General features: G+C 64.7%; 16 protein-coding genes. 9 read left to right on the forward strand and 7 right to left on the reverse strand.

The genetic code is table 11. The annotated features are described in order from the left end of the window. Positions 1-223: 223 nt before the first annotated feature. Positions 224-553, reverse strand: coding sequence for a hypothetical protein (locus P2T57_RS04810; RefSeq protein ID WP_276301352.1), 330 nt, complete (start codon positions 551-553; stop codon positions 224-226). 307 nt (positions 554-860) lie between these two features. Here P2T57_RS04810 and P2T57_RS04815 point away from each other — a divergent pair, with 307 nt between their 5' ends. Together P2T57_RS04815 and P2T57_RS04820 are read left to right on the forward strand one after the other, a co-directional pair. Beyond that, complete coding sequence (locus tag P2T57_RS04815) at positions 861-2024, forward strand: thiolase C-terminal domain-containing protein (RefSeq protein ID WP_276301353.1); 1164 nt, start codon at positions 861-863, stop codon at positions 2022-2024. Next, positions 2021-2422 carry a Zn-ribbon domain-containing OB-fold protein gene (locus P2T57_RS04820; RefSeq protein WP_276301354.1) on the forward strand — a complete coding sequence of 134 codons (402 nt, stop codon included), beginning with the start codon at positions 2021-2023 and terminating at the stop codon, positions 2420-2422. Before P2T57_RS04815 ends, P2T57_RS04820 begins: the two co-directional genes overlap by 4 nt. Before the next feature lie 13 nt (positions 2423-2435). Here P2T57_RS04820 and P2T57_RS04825 read toward each other — a convergent pair whose 3' ends face one another. Together P2T57_RS04825 and P2T57_RS04830 are read right to left on the reverse strand one after the other, a co-directional pair. After that, positions 2436-3395, reverse strand: a complete 960-nt coding sequence (locus tag P2T57_RS04825) for an alpha/beta fold hydrolase (protein ID WP_276301355.1) — start codon at positions 3393-3395, stop codon at positions 2436-2438. 93 nt (positions 3396-3488) lie between these two features. Continuing rightward, on the reverse strand, positions 3489-4319 hold the full coding sequence (locus P2T57_RS04830; RefSeq protein ID WP_276301356.1) for a hypothetical protein: 831 nt from the start codon (positions 4317-4319) through the stop codon (positions 3489-3491). A 615-nt stretch (positions 4320-4934) separates the two neighbouring features. On the opposite strand from P2T57_RS04830, the gene mvk reads away from it, so the two are divergent. The 5 genes from mvk to idsA3 all read left to right on the forward strand — a co-directional run bounded on the left by mvk (position 4935) and on the right by idsA3 (position 9960). Continuing rightward, positions 4935-5921, forward strand: coding sequence for a mevalonate kinase (gene mvk, locus P2T57_RS04835; protein ID WP_276301357.1), 987 nt, complete (start codon positions 4935-4937; stop codon positions 5919-5921). 1 nt (position 5922) lies between these two features. Further along, the gene (locus P2T57_RS04840; protein WP_276301358.1) at positions 5923-6678 is read left to right on the forward strand and encodes an isopentenyl phosphate kinase; all 756 of its coding nucleotides are present in this window, start codon (positions 5923-5925) and stop codon (positions 6676-6678) included. 2 nt (positions 6679-6680) lie between these two features. Then, positions 6681-7121 carry a hypothetical protein gene (locus P2T57_RS04845; protein WP_276301359.1) on the forward strand — a complete coding sequence of 147 codons (441 nt, stop codon included), beginning with the start codon at positions 6681-6683 and terminating at the stop codon, positions 7119-7121. Positions 7122-7538: 417 nt separating this feature from the next. Then, positions 7539-8891 (forward strand): ribonuclease J, encoded by a 1353-nt coding sequence (locus tag P2T57_RS04850; RefSeq protein WP_276301360.1) that lies wholly within the window; start codon positions 7539-7541, stop codon positions 8889-8891. 7 nt (positions 8892-8898) lie between these two features. Beyond that, positions 8899-9960 (forward strand): geranylfarnesyl diphosphate synthase, encoded by a 1062-nt coding sequence (gene idsA3, locus P2T57_RS04855; RefSeq protein ID WP_276301361.1) that lies wholly within the window; start codon positions 8899-8901, stop codon positions 9958-9960. A 296-nt stretch (positions 9961-10256) separates the two neighbouring features. On the opposite strand, the gene P2T57_RS04860 is transcribed toward idsA3, so the two are convergent. Continuing rightward, positions 10257-10658, reverse strand: a complete 402-nt coding sequence (locus tag P2T57_RS04860) for a DUF7344 domain-containing protein (RefSeq protein WP_276301362.1) — start codon at positions 10656-10658, stop codon at positions 10257-10259. 137 nt (positions 10659-10795) lie between these two features. Next, positions 10796-12832, reverse strand: coding sequence for a bacterio-opsin activator domain-containing protein (locus P2T57_RS04865; RefSeq protein WP_276301363.1), 2037 nt, complete (start codon positions 12830-12832; stop codon positions 10796-10798). Between the two features lie 135 nt (positions 12833-12967). Between P2T57_RS04865 and P2T57_RS04870 the strand changes: the two genes are divergently transcribed. After that, positions 12968-14692: a glutamate--tRNA ligase gene (locus P2T57_RS04870; RefSeq protein WP_276301364.1), complete on the forward strand. Its 1725-nt coding sequence runs from the start codon at positions 12968-12970 to the stop codon at positions 14690-14692. A gap of 171 nt (positions 14693-14863) precedes the next feature. Here P2T57_RS04870 and P2T57_RS04875 read toward each other — a convergent pair whose 3' ends face one another. After that, complete coding sequence (locus P2T57_RS04875; RefSeq protein ID WP_276301365.1) at positions 14864-15025, reverse strand: DUF8014 family protein; 162 nt, start codon at positions 15023-15025, stop codon at positions 14864-14866. 245 nt (positions 15026-15270) lie between these two features. Between P2T57_RS04875 and P2T57_RS04880 the strand changes: the two genes are divergently transcribed. Next, positions 15271-15558, forward strand: a complete 288-nt coding sequence (locus P2T57_RS04880) for a DdfA family disk-determining factor (RefSeq protein WP_276301366.1) — start codon at positions 15271-15273, stop codon at positions 15556-15558. A 65-nt stretch (positions 15559-15623) separates the two neighbouring features. On the opposite strand, the gene tmcA is transcribed toward P2T57_RS04880, so the two are convergent. Next, entirely contained in the window at positions 15624-17963 is a 2340-nt protein-coding gene (gene tmcA / locus P2T57_RS04885; protein WP_276301367.1) for a tRNA(Met) cytidine acetyltransferase TmcA, read from the reverse strand. Positions 17964-18021 lie beyond the last annotated feature (58 nt).

Consider the following 18021-nt stretch of genomic DNA (forward strand, 5'->3'; position numbering starts at 1 on the left):
GCGCAGGAGCGAAGCGACGAGCAACGCAATCGGTTGGGGAGGGTGTGGCCCGCGCGGTCGCGGTGCGGGGCGGTTGCGGTAGACGGCTTTGCTCAAGCCGGAAGCTAGCTTCCGTCTACTTCGACTTCTGTTCAGAACGTTCTGTCTGCAATTTCCCGAACAACCTGTTCTTTCGCTGTTCGGCCGAAACACAAAACCCCGGAGCCAGACTCAAAAACCCGACTCAAATCGGTAATGCGGCCCGAACGCGCTCGATGACGCTCGGCGTCTTGGAGTTCCGGTACCGCTCGAACACCGGATGGAGCGCGTTCAGGAACTCCTGTTTGTCCTCGAAGTGGCCGCGTTCGACATCCGAGACGGCCTCCGAGAGCGGTACGGTGTGACCGTCGGCGTCGTACTTGATGCGCGGGTTCGAGAGTACCTGCACGACTTCCTCGCCGCTCGCAGGGAACGAGAGGTCGCCGTCGTCGAGTTTGGCCGCCACTTCGGCGATGCCGAACTCGATGACCTCCGGCCCCTCGTCCGAGTTCGACGGTGGTGGCCTCACGCCCATGACCGTGGGTTCTCGCTCCCGCAATGAAAAAGTGACTCCTCGGAAACCCAACTAGTTTGCGGGCCACGGCCGTCGAAGCAACGAGGTTCGCGCCGAAACGGGAAATAAAAACGTTTCTTTAGAAAAGAAATACACGTACTTTTCATCATCGATTCATGGTCAAACCGCCCGAGCGTATCCGCGGTGAACGCACGAGGACAGGAGACGACCGAACGCTGTCGCTCGGCGTCGTCCCGTTTTTCTTTCCTCCGGCCGCGCGAACGCAAGACCGATGCCTTTCTTAACTGTCCATCACGTAGTCCGGCGCATGACAGGCGTACGAGTCGCGGGGGTCGGCCTCACCCACTTCGGGAAGCACCCCGAGCGGACCGGCCGGGACCTCTTTGCGGAGGCGAGCAACCGAGCGTTCGCCGACGCGGGCGTTGACCGTGACGACGTAGAACAGTTGAACTACGGCAACTTCATGGGCGAGTTGAGCGAGCATCAGGGCCATCAGGGTCCGCTGATGGCCGAGGCCGCCGGCCTCGACGTACCGGCGACGCGCTACGAAAGTGCGTGTGCCTCCTCTGGCGTGGCGGTCCGCGAGGCCGTCAAGGACGTGCGAAACGGCGAGGTTGACGTGGCGCTGGTCGGCGGCGCGGAGCGCATGAACAACCTCGGCACCGCCGGCACGACTGAGGCGCTGGCCATCGCGGCCGACGACCTCTACGAAGTCCGGGCGGGCATGACCTTCCCGGCGGCCTACGCGCTGATGGCGCGGGCCTACTTCGACCAGTACGGCGGGAGCAAGGAGGAGTTGGCCGAAATCGCGGTCAAGAACCACGACAACGCGCTGGACAACGAGTACGCCCAGTTCCAGTCGGCCATCTCGGTCGAGGACGCCCTCGACGCCCCGATGATTGCCGACCCCCTCGGTCTCTACGACGCCTGCCCCATCACCGACGGGGCCAGCGCGGTGCTCCTCGTCAGCGACGAGTACGCCGACGAGAACGGCCTCGACGCGCCGGTCTCCGTCACGGGCACCGGACAGGGCGGCGACAAGATGGCACTCCAAGACCGCGAGTACCTCGCTCGCACCCCGGCCGCCGAGGACGCCGCCGAGGAGGCCTACGACGACGCCGGCATCGGTCCCCAAGACGTGTCGGTCGCCGAGGTCCACGACTGTTTCACCATCGCGGAGGTCCTCGCGCTGGAGGCCCTCGACTTCTACGCCCCCGGCGAGGGCATCGGCGCGGCGGCCCGCGGCGAGACCACCCGCGACGGCGACCGACCCGTCAACCTCTCCGGTGGCCTCAAAGCCAAGGGCCACCCGGTCGGCGCGACCGGAACGAGTCAGGTCGTGGAGATGACCCGCCTGCTCCGGGGCGACCACCCCAACTCCGACGCCGTGCCCGGCGACGTCGGCGTGACCCACAACGCGGGTGGAACAGTTGCCAGTACCACGGTTCACGTGCTGGAGGTGGAAGAATGAGCGAGAACGCCGACGACGAGCGAGTCCGCGACGAGGGCTACGACGACCTGCTGGACGCCATCGAATCGGGCGAGGGCTTCTACATCGAATGTCCCGAAAGTCACGGGTCGCTCCCGCCCCGGCGGGTCTGTCCTCACTGCGGCGCGACGGAGTTGGAAGAAGTTCCGCTTCCCGAGACCGGCGCAATCGAGACGTTCACCACGGTCAACGTCGCTTCGCCCGAGTTCGCCGACGACACCCCCTACGTCACCGCAGTCGCCGACTTCGGCGCAGTTCGAGTGACCGGACAGGTCCGCGGAATCGACCCGGACGGCCTCGAAGTCGGCACCGAGGTCACGCCGGATGTCGGCGAGAGCGAGACGACCGGCGAGCGCGTGCTGATTCTGCGGGCGGACTGAACTTCTCTCCTCGCTACTGTTCTGCTTCCGCGCCGGTCTCTATTCCCTCCTCGGTCAACTCGTCTAACAGCACGTCGAGGAAGGGACCGGGATGCTCGGCGTGGGGGAGCAGTTTCGCCTCGTCGAACACGACCAGTTTGGTGTCGGCCTTCTCGGCCAGTTCTTCGCCCTCCTCGAGCGGCGAGACGGTCGCGTCCCGGCCCCAGACGATAGTCACGGGAATATCGAGGCGGGCCAGTTCCGCGCCCAAGTCCACGTCTGGGTCGAGATAGCCCGAGACGAAGGAGGCGGGAGCGAACCGCGCGCCGGGTTGGTGGGCGGTCTGCCACTGGTAGTCAACGTCGCGCTCGGTGTACGACGCCTCGGTCGAGTAGGCCTCGCGGTTATCGAAGAAGTGGAGCGACCGCTTGCTCGTCAGGAGGTTGAACAGGGCTTGGCCGACCACGGGCGACCGGAACACCGACCGAAGCCACGTCCGGCGCGACCCGGTGTCGCCTGTCGGCGCGACGAGGAGCAACCGGGAGAACGCCCCGGACTGCTGGTGCGCCAGAGTTGCGTAGGCTCCCGAAAGCGAGGTGGCCACGCAGGCGGCCTCCTCGGTCAGGTCCTCGGCGAAGTCGGTGACGAAGGCGGTGTAGAGCGCCGAGGAGTAGGTCAGGGGCGGCCGGTCCGAGCGCCCGAATCCGGGCAGGTCGGGGGCGATGACGTGGTGGGTCTTGGCCAACTGGCTGAATATCTGGTCGAACTCCTTGTTCGAGGCCGCGGCGTGGACGCCGTGCAAGAGGAGTACGTCGGGGTCCTCGGGGTCGCCGGCCTCGGTGTAGGCCACGTCGAACCCCCGCCACCGGTAGGTCTTCTGTCGGCCCTCCAGCGCGGGTTGGAGGTCGCTGGCTTTCCACGACAGCAGTCGGTTGCCGAGCGCCGCAGACCCGAGTCCGCCTGCGATTCCGGCGACGACGTTTCGTAGCTTCATACCTGAATCTTCAGCGTCAGGAAAGTTAGCCGTTGTGCCGACGACCGCAGACAGAGAAACCGGGCGAGGACACCTCGGGTGTCCTGTAAACCGTTAGTTCGAGGTTATCGTCTTGGTGGTGTCGTTGGCGAACGTCGCTTTCAAGTTACCGTCGGAGTCTACCCACAGCTTCGCGCCCGACGACGGCGAATCGGGGGCCGACGACCGTTCGGAAGCTAGTGATAGTACTGAGTTCTTCACTTCGACGGGACCTCCCTCGTTCCACGTCATGAGGTCCTGAGAGTTGGCCGCGTCGTGAACTCGATAACCGTGAGTACCGTCTCCGCTCGTTTCGATGACGCCCCACGAGCCAGAGCCAGCGTGTTTCAAACGTTCGAATCCAACTATGTCCTCCGTATTCAGGTCCAAAGCCGTGTTCCGGATTTCGACCGGACCGCCTTCGTTCAGTTTAAGGTACTCGGTGGCCGTGCTTCCGTCCCACGAGTAAATCCGTGCGGTGTCGGTCAAGTCGGTGTCGAACCGCCAGCTGTTCCCGTCATCGTCGGTGTCTGCGCCAAGGTGGATTTTGTCGGTTTCGACCGTTCCGACTCTGATACCGTCGTGGTTTGGTGCTTCGAGCAGACCGTCGTCATTAGTGTCTTTGAGATTTCCACCGATGGGAAGCGTTTGCCAACTACTGCCGTCGTGGTAGTACACGTCGCCCGTGTCCTTGGCGAAGAACAGCCATCCTTTCGAGCCGAGACCCTGCTCGTCACCGTCGTTACCGATGAAGGCGTCTCGGAAGGCCATCAGACCGTGTGCGGACGCTGTTCCGGTAAAGCTCCGAAGACCACCTGCGCCCGCCAGCATCGCGCCGAGCGTCAGGAGTCCGCGGCGACTGAGTTTCGATACGTTCTCGTCGTCAGGGGATTCGTTTCGAGCCACAGAATACTCTCAACACGGCGAGAATTTCTCGATAACTGTTCTCTAGCTACAGAAATTAATCGGACTAAATTGATAGCCGACGCTACACGAATTTCGGGGCGAGGAGTCGAGACGACGCCCAACTGGTGGGAGAGGAGGCCCCATCGGTCTATCTGGTCCTTGACGGCCTCACAGCGCTCGGTGTCGGCGAGTCGGGAATACCTCTGATTAGCTACATGCTCGCCATGAAATTCGGGACGTAGGCAAGCCGGACGATGACCTACCTGACCAACTACACAATTGGAAAATAAACCAAATTATTTCTTTCCCACTATCTATCACGTCCCTATCCGGCACGCGCCATCGTCGCTCGAGGTCGTCGGGGAGTCTCACTCTCGGACAACGACCGACTGCTCGGCGGACGCGGTTCGTCTGCCGCTGGATGGGGCCGCAGGAGATTGAGGAGCCGTGAGGCCGTCGTGGTGCTACGCGGGTTGCGGGAGACGGTGTTGCGCAAGCCCAGCTAGCTCCGCTTTCGCGTTCAGCAGTCGCTACAGAACCCGTCTACTTTCGGCTTCCGTGTCCCTCGCAATCGCCTTCGCAAACGTGTTAACCCCCGGAACGGAACCCTCCACTATGGTCGTTTCGAGTGCTCCGGGCAAGGTCTACCTGTTCGGAGAACACGCGGTCGTCTACGGCGAACCGGCGGTTCCCTGCGCCATCGAACTCCGGGCGCGGGTCACCGTCGAGGAGCGCGACGACGACCACATCCGAGTACACGCAGAGGACCTGAGTTTGAACGGCTTCACGGTCGAGTACGGCGACGAGACCAGCGCGCCCGACGTGGACGCCTCCGAGTCGCTGGTCGAGGCCGGCATCAGCTACATCGACGCCGCCGTCGAGCAGGCCCGCGAGGCCGCCGGGCGACCCGACGCCGGTTTCGACATCACCGTCGAAAGCGAGATTCCGCTCGGCGCGGGACTCGGCTCCTCGGCCGCGGTCACGGTGGCCGGCATCGACGCCGGGACCCGCGAGTTGGGCGTCGAACTCACCACTCAGGAGGTCGCCGAGCGCGCCTATCAGGCCGAACTCGAAGTCCAGAACGGCGAGGCCTCTCGTGCCGACACCTTCTGCTCGGCGACCGGCGGCGCGGTCCACGTCGAGGGCGACGACTGCCGGGCCATCGAGGCCCCGGACCTACCGTTCGTCATCGGCTTCGACGGCGGCGCGGGCGACACCGGCGAACTCGTGGCGGGCGTCCGGGCGCTCCGCGAGAGCTACGACTTCGCGGCCGATACGGTCGCAAACATCGGCGACATCGTGCGCTCCGGCGAGGCGGCCCTCACCGAGGGTAACATCGAGGAACTCGGCAAGTTGATGAACTTCAACCACGGGCTATTGGAGGCACTCGGGGTCTCCTCGCGCTCGCTGGACCAGATGGTCTGGGCGGCCCGCGACGCCGGCGCGCTCGGTGCGAAGCTAACCGGCGCGGGCGGCGGCGGGTGTATCGTCGCGCTCGACCCGACCGACGCGACCGAGACCGCGCTCGGCTACACGCCGGGGTGCGAGGACGCCTTCCGCGCCGAACTGGACACCGACGGCGTGCGCGCGGAGGAGGCCTGAGATGACCACTATCGTCAAACTCGGCGGGAGCGTCATCACGGACAAGGACCGCGCCGAGGCGCTCGACGGCCCGGCGCTGAATCGCACCGCAGACGCCATCGCCGACGCGCTTGCGAACGGAGATGTCTCTGACCTCGTGGTAGTCCACGGTGGCGGAAGCTTCGGCCACCACTACGCCAGCAAACACGGCGTCTCGAAGACCGAGGGCACCGACGACGCGGGTGCGGCCCTCGAAATCCACGGCGCGATGAAGACCCTCAACGAGTTCGTCCTGTCGCGCCTCCACGACCGGGACGTGCCCGCCGTACCGGTCCACCCCTTCTCGGCGGCCTGCCGGAACCGCGAGGCGGACCTGTCGCTGATGACCGAGCAGGTCGAGACCATGCTCGGCGAGGAGTTCGTCCCGGTCCTCCACGGCGACGGCGTGGTCCACGAGGGCGAAGGCATCAGCGTCCTCAGTGGCGACGAAGTGGTCACGGCCGTCGCCGAGGACATCGACGCCGAGCGCGTGGGGTTCTGTTCGACAGTGCCGGGCGTGCTGGACGACGAAGAGGACGTAATTCCCGAAATCCGGTCCTACGACGAGGTGGCCGAGTTCCTCGGCGGGAGCGACGCGACCGACGTGACCGGCGGGATGGCCGGGAAGGTCCGGGCGTTGCTGTCGCTCGGCGCGCCCGCCACGATTTTCGGTCCCGACGACCTCCGGAACTTCCTCGCGGGCGGGAGTCCCGGCACGCGAATCGACGGGCGAGACTGAGAATGACCGCTCTCGACCGGTCGGTCCGCAGAACTGTCGAGTTGGCGCTCGCAGTTGCGGTCCTCGCCATCGTGGTGGTCCTGACGACGGACTTCCCCGTCACGTATCCGGCGTGGCCGACGCTCGGTGGCTTCCCGGTAAACCCCGAACTCGTCGTCCCCGGACTCCTCGGCCTCGTCACGCTGGTCGGAGCAGTCTCCGATGGTCTCGGTGCTGGCTCGCTCGTCGAAGGCGTTGCCGCGCTCGTCGTCGGTGTGTTGGGAGCGATAACACTCCTACTGGCGAGTGCGAGTCTCCATACCCTCTACATCGGAACTGCCGGCGGTATTTTCGGCGGCGGAATCCTGACCCTCTCGGTGGGGATACCGCTGGCGCTCGTCGTGGTCCTCCGGCGGCCCGTCGGCACGGCCGCTGGCGTTCTTGTCTCAGCCCTTTCGGGGTAGTCGGACTGGCGGTCCTCGGCCCCGTCTCCGAGCGACCATGCGAAGCGTCCGGCCGGAGTTCACCCCGTTCTGCTATTTAAACCTCGTCCGCTCCGGCTTACGACGTTTGTAGCCCGAATACGGGTTTGTTGCACACATTTTGAATGTTATAGAAACCGAAACTCTCATACGTTCGTCGCGCTCGGTTAATCCCGGCAGTTTTTATTACCGGGACGCGTAAATCACCCATAGACCGATAGCGCGCCGGGACGTGGCTCGCGCCACCGCACGGTCCTTCCGACGGCTGTAAGACGCCGCGGCCGGGACCGTGACGCCGCGCGCAGGTTTACGTGAGTACGGACGCCACGTGGTGTGGCCGCCACGAAAACAAGGATGGCTTCGCCACCGAGCGTGGCTTTGCGTACATAAGGTGAAACTATGGAAATCGAAATTGCAACCATCGGCGGTTACGAAGAAGTTGGGCGGCAGTGTACTGCCGTGCGAGCAGGCGACGACGTTGTCATCTTCGACATGGGGCTGAACCTCTCGAAGGTACTGCTTCACGACAACGTAGAGACCGAGAAACTGCACAGTCTGGACCTCATCGACATGGGGGCCATCCCGGACGACCGCGTGATGTCGGACCTCGAAGGCGACGTGCAGGCCATCGTCCCGACTCACGGCCACCTCGACCACATCGGAGCCATCTCGAAGTTGGCACACCGGTACAACGCACCGGTCGTCGCCTCGCCCTACACAATCGAACTGGTCAAACAGCAGATTCAGGGCGAGGAGAAGTTCGGCGTCGAGAACGACCTCGTGAAGATGGACGCGGGCGAAACGATGTCCATCGGCGACTCCGGGCAGGTCGAACTGGAGTTCGTCAACGTGACTCACTCCATCATCGACGCCATCAACCCGGTCCTCCACACGCCGGAGGGCGCAGTCGTCTACGGTCTCGACAAGCGGATGGACCACACGCCGGTTCTGGGCGACCCCATCGACATGAAGCGGTTCCGAGAAATCGGCCGCGAGGGCGAAGGCGTGCTGGCCTACATCGAGGACTGTACGAACGCCGGCCGAAAGGGTCGGACGCCGAGCGAGTCGGTCGCTCGTCGCCATCTCAAAGACGTGATGACCTCCATCGAGGACTACGACGGCGGTATCGTGGCGACGACGTTCTCCAGCCACATCGCTCGCGTCAAGAGCCTCGTGGAGTTCGCTCACGATATTGGTCGTGAACCGGTTCTCCTCGGTCGCTCGATGGAGAAGTATTCGGGCACCGCGGAACGACTCGGCTTCGTGGACTTCCCCGAGGATATGGGTATGTTCGGCCATCGCAAGTCGGTGGACCGCACGTTCAAGCGAATCATGAAGGAGGGCAAGGAGAACTACCTCCCCATCGTCACCGGTCATCAGGGTGAGCCTCGCGCGATGCTCACTCGAATGGGCCGGGGCGAGACGCCCTACGAACTGGAAGACGGCGACAAGGTCATCTTCTCGGCCCGCGTGATTCCCGAACCGACCAACGAAGGTCAGCGTTACCAGTCCGAGCGCCTCCTGAAGATGCAGGGTGCGCGCATCTACGACGACATCCACGTGTCGGGCCACCTCCGCGAGGAGGGCCACTACGAGATGCTCGACGCGCTCCAACCCAAGAACATCATCCCCGCCCACCAAGATATGAAAGGCTTCGCGCCCTACGTTGACCTGTGTGAGAGTCAGGGGTACAAACTGGGCCGGGACATCCACGTGACGAGCAACGGAAACCTCATCCAACTCGCCGAATAACGATACCATGACAGACGCGAGCGCCGAAACACTAGAAGAGCAGGTGATGGGAGCGGTCGAACAGCGACGCGAAACCATCAACGACGCCATCGACGAGGAACTGCCCATCGACGAACCGGAGCGTCTCTACGAGGCCGCCCGTTACCTGCTCGAAGCGGGCGGCAAGCGCCTCCGGCCGACTGTCCTGCTCCTCGTCGGCGAGGCGCTCGCGGACGTGGATGCCGGACCGGCAGACCTCGACTACCGGAACTTCCCGGACGTGACCGGCGAGGAGGTAAACCTGATGTCGGCCGCAGTCGGCATCGAGGTCATCCAGTCGTTCACCCTGATTCACGACGACATCATGGACGACGACGACCTGCGCCGGGGCGTCCCGGCGGTCCACCGGGAGTACGACACGCCGACGGCGATTCTGGCCGGCGACACGCTCTACTCGAAGGCGTTCGAGATACTCACTCGGGCCGACGTGCCGCCGGACCGCATCGTGGAGTCGATGGAAGTGTTGGCGAAGGCCTGCACCGATATCTGCGAGGGCCAAGCCCTCGACATGTCCTTCGAGGGACGCGACGACGTGCTTCCCGAGGAGTACCTCGACATGATAGAACACAAGACCGCCGTCCTCTACGGTGCGACGGCGACTATCCCGGCCATCGTCGTCGGTGCCGACGACGAGACCATCGAGGAACTCTACCAGTACGGTCTCGAAGTGGGTCGGGCCTTCCAGATTCAGGACGACGTGCTGGACCTGACCGTGCCGAGCGAGAAACTCGGCAAACAGCGCGGGAGCGACCTCGTTGAAGGGAAACAGACCATCATCACGCTCCACGCCCGCGAACAGGGCGTGGACGTTGATTCGCTGGTCGAGTCCGACAACGTGGACGCCGTCACCGAGGACGAAATCGACGAGGCCGTCGCTCGCCTTGAGGAGGCCGGAAGCATCGAGTACGCCGAACAGCGTGCCCAAGAGTTGGTCACGCGCGGCAAGGACCGACTGTCGGTCCTGCCCGAGAACGAGGCCCGCGACCTGCTGGAAGGCATCGCGGACTACCTCATCGAGCGCGGGTACTGACTCTCCTGCTGATTTTTCGCAGTCGAGTTCGTCGGGTGTCCTCGCCAGCCGCAACTGTTAGAGACAGAAATCTAAAGTGTAGAGAACGAAAAATATGTTTTAGACGACGAGAGAGTTGTTGAAGGAATAAAGATGGAGTCTGTAGCAGATTGAATACGTATTCCTAATATCGAGATACAAGTCCTATAGAATGAAGTAGTGGGGCCAAACAGCGAAAGAGCTACGGAAGGACCGAATCAGTCGGCTGAAACGAAGGGAGAGAAGCGTGGAGGGCGAGCGTCAGCGGGACCGGACGATTACTCGTCCGGGAATTCCTTGTAGTGAGTGTGTTCGAGATACTCTTCGAGCGTCGGTTGTCGCCAGTAGCGGGCGACGTCGCTCCGGCCGTCGTATTCGATGATGTCGGCCTCGGCCAGACACGGGAGGTGCGTCTCGCGGAGTTCCTCTCCGATTTCGTCTCGGAGTTCCTCCGTAATCGGGTCGTCTCCCGTGCGGGCTTCCCACATTGCAACCTCGTCGGCCAACGTCTCCACGTCGGCGAGACCGTCCTCTGCTCCGACCAGCGCGTAGAGCGCGTAGCGGCGGCGGCTATCCGCGAGGAGGTCGAAGAGCGTATCGAACGAGGGCGTGGTGACTGCGCGACCGTTCTGGAGGGCGTGGTCGCCCTCGATACTCGTCCGGAGCGAATCGTTGTTCATGGCGGGTGACCTCCATCCAACTCTATACCCAGAGGGGACAACAAACCCATGCCTCAATAGTAAGGCAATAGCCGTAGAGCGTGTCAAACGCCGAATATCAACTGTTTTAGAGGTTGAACGAACGTTCACTAAGGCAACTATTGGTGGTCGAAGAAGGTGGCGACGAGTTTGCGCTGGGCCGCGCTCAGGTGCTGGTGGAGGGTGGGCGACGAGATGCCGAGCGACTCGGCGACCTCCTCGCCGGTACTCTCCCGCGGGTACTCGTAGTAGCCCGCGAAGTAGGCCGTCTGGAGCGCGGTCCGCTGTTTCTCGGTCAACTTCTCGGCCAGCGTCTGGCGGAACTCCCTACCCGTGTGGACCGGCCTGTCTATCTCCTGCTTGCTGACGAGTTCGGCACCGGGGTAGGTCGTCTGGAACTCCTCGACCACGCTCCGGACGCTCAGGTCCGAGGAGGCCTCGGCGACGCATCGAACGACGCCCTCCTCGGCGGTCGCTGACTTCACGACCGTTCCGGTCTTGACCAACTGGCTCACCCCGGAGTTGGAGGGCTTGATTTCGAGGAGACACTTCTGGTTGTCGTCGGAGACGACGCGGTACTCCTCGACCGTCGGGGAGTCGTCGATTCGGTCGGTGATAGCGTCCGGGTCGGCCCCCTCGACGCCGACGTATTCGAGCAGTTGGTCGCCCGACAGGCCGACGACGCCCTCCAGCGAGAACTGACAGCCGAGTTCCGCCGAGATGAGACCGAACCCGCGACCGGGGTCCTCGACGCGGAACTCCAGTTCGACGGCGGTGTCCGACAGGATGAGGTTGCGGTTTTTGACCGCGTTGATGGCGAACCCGACGATTTCTCCGAGCGTTTCGAGTGCCGTGAGTTCCCGGTCGCTGAACGTCCCGATACACGCCCCGCTGATGCCGAGGATTCCGTAGTTCGTCGTGCCGTGAGTCAACGGGATGAGGACCGCCGACGACATCTCCAGTTCCGCCATGAGTTCTCGCTCGCGCTCCGACAGGTACTCGGCGTCGGCGATGTCCGGAATCACCACCGACTCGTTTCCGTCCACGACCTGAGAGAACGCGTTTTCGGCGTCCACTCGGGCGCTGGTGGCTTCGACGAGTCGCTCGATTTGGCTGCGCTCGACGCCCGCCACGGTACTCGGGGCCATCTGCTCGTCTTTGACCCACGGCCCGCCGACCCACGCGAACTGGTAGAACTCCGAGTTCGCCAGTCCCTCGCAGACGGTCTCCTCTATCTCGTCGCGGGTCGCCGACGCCACCAGCGACTGGACGATGCTGTTTATCAGGCCGTTGATGCGGGTGAGGCGAGTGAGTTCGTCTCTGCTCGCGGCGAGTTCGCGCTGACTCTCCCGGCGGTCGGTCACGTCGCGGGCCACCCAGACGACCGCCTCCCGGCCGTCGATGGTCTCGCCCAGCGGCGCGGTCCGGCCCTCGTACCACCGTTCTCCTCCGGCGGTCTCGGCCCGGTACTCGATGGTCTCGACCCCGCCGGTTTCGAGCGTAGTCCGAATGTGGTTGAGGAAGGTGTCTGCCCGCGAAGTCGGGAAGGCGTCGTGAAGCCGAGTTCCCACCAACTGCTCCTGTTGGACCGTCCGGAGGTCCTCGGTGTCCGGGCCGGACATGACCTCCAGATACCGGCCGTTCTCGTCGATGATGAACGCCACGTCCGGGAAAGCGTTGGTCAACTCCCGGAGTCGGTCGCCCGAGACGCCCGATTCGGTTTCGACGCTGACAGCGGCCACCGCCCGGCCGACTCGCTCGCGGAGTTGCTCGCCGCCCGCGCTCTTGGGAAGGTAGTCGGTCGCGCCCATGCCGATGGCCTCGCTGGCGACCTCCTCGTTCCCCGAGTCGGTGAACAGGACGAACGGGAGGTTCGGGTGGTCGTGACGGACCGCTTCGAGGAGGCCCAACCCGTCGGTCTCGGGCAAGTCGTACTCGCTGACGACGCAATCGACGCTCCCGTCGGCGGCGAGACGACTCCGGGCCGCTCGGGCAGACGAGACTGCGGTGAGGGCAATGTCGGCGGCGTCGGCGAGTGCCGGCGGTGGGTCGTCGTCGTCCACGTAGACGACCCGGATGGTCCGGGTCCCGGCGGGCCTCGTCGTCTCGTCGATAGGATGGGTGGGGTCGGCGGGTGAAGTCTGTTCGGAAGTCACGCTTTGGAGGTGGTACGCTCCCGCGAACGTAAGGGTCTTGGTTAGTTGATTGATTGGTCTCCCCGAAAGGATTGCTGACCCCCGAGTGAATCGAATCCGGTTCAGTTTTCCCGAGGACCGTCCAAACGGAGGGTAATGAACGACGAACTCCGCGAGCGAATCGAGACGGAGGCAGAGAAACACGCCCTCGTCAACGCGGTCAAACACGAGAGCGAGGCCGACGTGGGAGCCATCATGGGACCGCTGATGGGCGATAATCCCGACTTCCGCCAGCACGGCGACGAGATTCCGGGCGTCATCGGCCCGGTGGTCTCGAAGGTCAACGACTCGTCGGTCGAGGAGCGCCGGGAACGACTCGCCAAACTCGCGCCCGACCGACTCGAAGAAATCGAGAGCGAGGACGAGGACGACGACCAAATCCTGCCCGACCTGCCCAACGCCGACGAGTACGACGAGATTCGGATGCGGTGCGCCCCGAACCCCAACGGCCCGTGGCACATGGGTCACGCCCGGATGCCGGCAGTCATCGGCACCTACGCCGACGAGTACGACGGCGAGTTCATCGTCCGGTTCGACGACACCGACCCCGAGACCAAGCGTCCCCTGCTGTGGGCCTACGACGAGATTCTGGAGGAAATCGAGTATCTGGGCTTCGACCCCGCCGACGTGTACCGGGCCAGCGACCGCCTCGAAACCTACTACGACCACGCGCGGGACCTCATCGAGAAGGGCGGGGCCTACACCTGTTCCTGCTCTGGCGAGGAGTTCTCCGACATGAAGAACTCGGGCGAGGCCTGCCCCCACCGGGACAAGGACACCGAGACTACGGCCGAGGAGTTCGAGGACATGATAGCCGGCGAGTACTCGTCGGGCGAGATGGTCCTCCGGGTCAAGACCGACATCGAACACAAGAACCCGGCCCTGCGCGACTGGGTTGGCTTCCGCATCATCGACACGCCCCATCCCCGCGAGGAGGCCGAGGACTACCGGTGCTGGCCGATGCTCGACTTCCAGTCGGGCGTGGACGACCACCTGACGGGCGTGACCCACATCATCCGGGGCATCGACTTGCAGGACTCCGCCAAGCGCCAGCAGTTCGTCTACGACTACTTCGACTGGGAGTACCCCGAGGTCATCCACTGGGGCCACGTCCAAGTGGACGAGTACGACGTGAAGATGTCCACCTCCACGATTCGGGAACTCATCGAGGAGGGCGAACTCGACGGGTGGGACGACCCCCGCGCCCCGACCCTGCCGAGCGTCGAGCGCCGGGGCATCCGCGGCGAGGCCATCGTGGACGCGATGGTCGAACTCGGCACCTCCACGAGTAACGTCGATTTGGCGATGAGTACGGTCTACTCGAACAACCGCGACATCATCGACGACGACGCCGACCGCTACTTTTTCGTCCGCGAGGACCACGCCGATTTCACTCTCGCTGGCGACCATCCCGAGACTGCCCACCCGCCGGTCCACCCCGAACACGACGACCGGGGCACCCGCGACATCGACGCCGGCAACCGAGTCCGAATCGAGGAGGGCGACGTACCCGAGGACGGCGAGCGAATCTGGCTCAAAGGCTTCGGATGCTTCCGCAGAGACGGCGAGACCTTCGAGTACGCCGGCGACGACATCTCGGCGGTCCGCGACGAGGGCGTGGACGTGATTCACTGGGTCCCGGCCGACACCGCGGTGCTGACCCGCATGCGGACCATCCACGGCGACCAGATTGGTTACGCCGAACCGGGCTTCCGCGACACCGACGAGGACGAGATGGTCCAGTTCGAGCGCGTGGGCTTCGTCCGCGTCGACGACCACGAGGAGGGCGACGAGAGCGTGGCCTACTTCGCTCACGAATAGATCGGTATTTTCGCTTTCTCGGGCCGCCAGCGATTGCCGACGCTTCCCCGCTACTGGGACCGCATCTCGTCGTCGCTGACCTCCTCGCGCGCATCTAACCGCCCAAGACATCCTAATCGTTGTCTAAGAATCAAAAATATTGCTTAGGTATTGGAATAAATACGTCTGTCTTCACGGCCAGTCTCCGTCCGAGTCCTCCAGCGGGTCCGCAACTACCCCGTCCTGTTGGGCCAGTACTCGCCCGTGGGCCGCGCAAACGACCCGATTCTCGTCCCACGGGACGTGCAGGCGAACCGCCGCCGGTTGCGAGCAGTCCAATTCGGCGCACTCCATCGCCGGCGACTACGGTCCCGATTCACATCGGCTTACCGATGCCCTCGACTGACGCCCACCCGCCCGCTCACCTACTCACCTACTCGCCCACTCACCCACTCACCTACTCGCCCACTCACCCACTCACCTACTCGCCCACTCACCTCCTCCCTGCTCGACTTCTGTCGCGCCGTCCCGGCGCTCGGCTTAAAGAGGCTACATGCGAAAGCCTTCGATTCACTATCCCTGCGCCCTACCTGTCAAGTATGAACAACGGCCGAGCCACCGGTGGCGGCGGTGTGGACTGGGAGTTCGAGGTGGTGGGCGAGCGGCCGAGCGAAACGGTCGTTCACGCCGTCTCGGAGGTCCACGAGTGCGAACCGGTCGAGTTACCCCCGCTGAACGACGCCCTCGACCCCGACGCGCTGGACGACCTCTTTGGCGAGACGGTCGGCGGCCAGTCTCGGCACGGCGGCCATCTCGTGTTCGAGTACGCCGACTGTCTGGTCACCGTCCTCGGCGGCGAGAAAATCCGAATCGAGGAGACCGACTGATTCCAATCGACCCGACCGCTCGGTCCGACCGCTCCCGACTGCTCGGTCCCACTGCTCGACTCGCTTTACTCCTCGTAGCGGCGTTTTTCCGCCAGCGCAGTCTCGGTACCGTACCGGTCCACCAGCGGTTCGTAGGCGTCGCCGAGCGCCCGCATGCACTGACCCGCCGAGTGGAACCCGAGTTCGTCGGCGACCGCTGGCCACGGGTGGCTCTGCAGGACTTTCCGGACCAGCAGGCGCTCCTCGCGGTCCGAGAGCGCGCCGCCACCCTCCACGAAGTGTTTGAGCGCAATCCGGCGGAAGGGCCTCGGAGCGGCGTCGTACAGTCCCGGCCCGTAGGCGCTCGACGCGACGGTTCGCCAGTCCCAGTCCGACAGGTCGAGCGAGACGGGGGCCTCGACCGACCGGAGGAGCGCCCGAACCACGTCGGGGTCGGCGTCCCGCAGGGGGTCGGCCAGCATCGACCCGATTCGGGAGGCGAACCACCGCGAGTGGCGCTCGCGGAGGTCAGCGCCGGCCTCCGAGAGCGGGTCGAGCATCAGTGCCGAGTACTCCCCGCTGGTGTCGTTGCGCGTGGTCGAGAGTTGGACGGTCCGGTAGCCGTTCCTCTGCCAGAACCGGAGGAGTTCGGGGGTCGCTCCGTATCCCACCCCAAGCCAGTCCAACTCGGCTTCGAACTCCCGGCGAATCTCCGAGAGGAGGCGCGAACCGAGTCCGCGGGACCTGACCGCGTGGTGCGTGGCGATGCGCATGACGCGCCGCCCGACCGAGACGCCGGCCTCCTCGTCGCGCAGTTGGGAGGTCAGCACGTCGGGGAGCATGTTGCCCCGCACGCGGCCCCCTTCGTACATTTCTTCGCGCACGTCCGCGGGGAGTCCTCCCTCGCGGGCCAGCAGGGCGACGGCGACGACGTGCTGTCTGGCCGTCCGGGACGACTCGTCGTTCCGGACCAGCGCCCGGACCGCCAGATTCGGCGCGTCGAGGAGTCGCGCCAAATCGTCGGGTTCGGTCCGGTAGTGGGCAAGCACGAGCAGGCCGAACACCTCCCGAAGGAGGGTCTCGTCCGCCAGCAGGTCTGCCGGGGTGTAGGTCCGGTACTCGACCGACTCGGGATTCGCGTCCCGGACGACCGCATCCACCGGCGGCCGGGCGTCGAGGAGAAGCGCACGGAAGGCCCAGACCTCCACGGGGTCGCCTTCGGCGTACCGGATGGGTTCGTCCAGTCGGGCCTCGCGGACCTCGTGGTCGCTCTCGTCCAGTCGGTCCCGGAACCGGACCGAGAACCCCCGGCCCGCGCCCTCGTAGCCGTGAATCGTCGTCGTGAACGCGACTCGGGGCGCGGCCAGAAATCGTTCGAGCAGGCGGACCGAGAGCGCGGCCGCCTCGTCCACGAAGACGACATCCGGGGCGTCTGCCGGAGCGTCCCGCGATTTCGACCCGTCGGAATCGCCGGAACTGCTCGAATCCCCGAGGAGGTCCTCAGCCTCGGTCGGGTCGGCGAATCTGATGCGTCCGCCGTCTGGGATTTCGATGGTCCGGGGCGGGTCGTGGTCGGTCTCGACCTCGTACCCTAACTCGGTCAGCAGGGCCTCCGCCCGGATGAAGACCTCGCGGGCGCTCCGGTACTCCGGGGCCGTGACCAACACGTCGGCGTCCTCGGCGGCGAGACTCCCAGCAGAGAGGCCCGCCGCGCTGGACTTGCCCCGGCCGCGGTCGGCCTCCACGACGACCGCGGTTTTTCGAGTTTCGTCGCCTCCGTCGCGTAGGGTCTCCAACTCCCGAACGACTTCTATCTGGTCGCCCGTGAGACAGTCGTCGTAGGCGGCGTCGGGGAAAGCGTGCGTTTCGGGGAGTTCCAGTGCTTCGTCGCCGGACGAGAGCCGCGGCTTGGGGTGGGTTAGCCCGTCCTTTTCGACCATTTCCGAATCCGCGTCTACGATTGCGATGCCGGGATGGGCGCGCAGGGTCTCGGCGAACCGCCGCCGGAAGTTGCCCGAGACCGAATCGATGTCGTCAGGCGGCACCGCCAGCGTGGCGTCGAAGTCGGTGCGCTCGTCGGGCCACGAGTCGAGGACCGGCGTCAAGAGGACGAACAGGCCACCGCCGTCCACCGCGCCGACGACCCGACCGAGCGCGTTGGGACGGAAATCGGCGTGGGCGTCGAAGACGACGCACTCGCGGGTGGTTCCGAGGAGTCGGTCGGCCCGATTCGGGCCGACGCGCTCACAGCCGAGTTTCCCGGTGCCGACCAGCGTGGTCTCGGCGCGGTCCACGTCGCCAGCGTCGAGCGCCCGGTCGGCTGTCGAATAGCAGGCGTCTCGCTCGCCTGTGAGAACGAGGAGTCTGCGCTCGTTGGTCGCCTCGGCCTCCTCGCGGAGCGCAGAGACGACCTCGGCGAAGTTCATGTTCGGGAGTTGGCCCGACGGAGGGAAGCCAGTTTCGTAACCGCAGTCCTCGTCCCTT

Source organism: Halorussus lipolyticus (assembly GCF_029338375.1).
GTDB classification, from domain to species: Archaea; Halobacteriota; Halobacteria; order Halobacteriales; family Haladaptataceae; genus Halorussus; species Halorussus lipolyticus.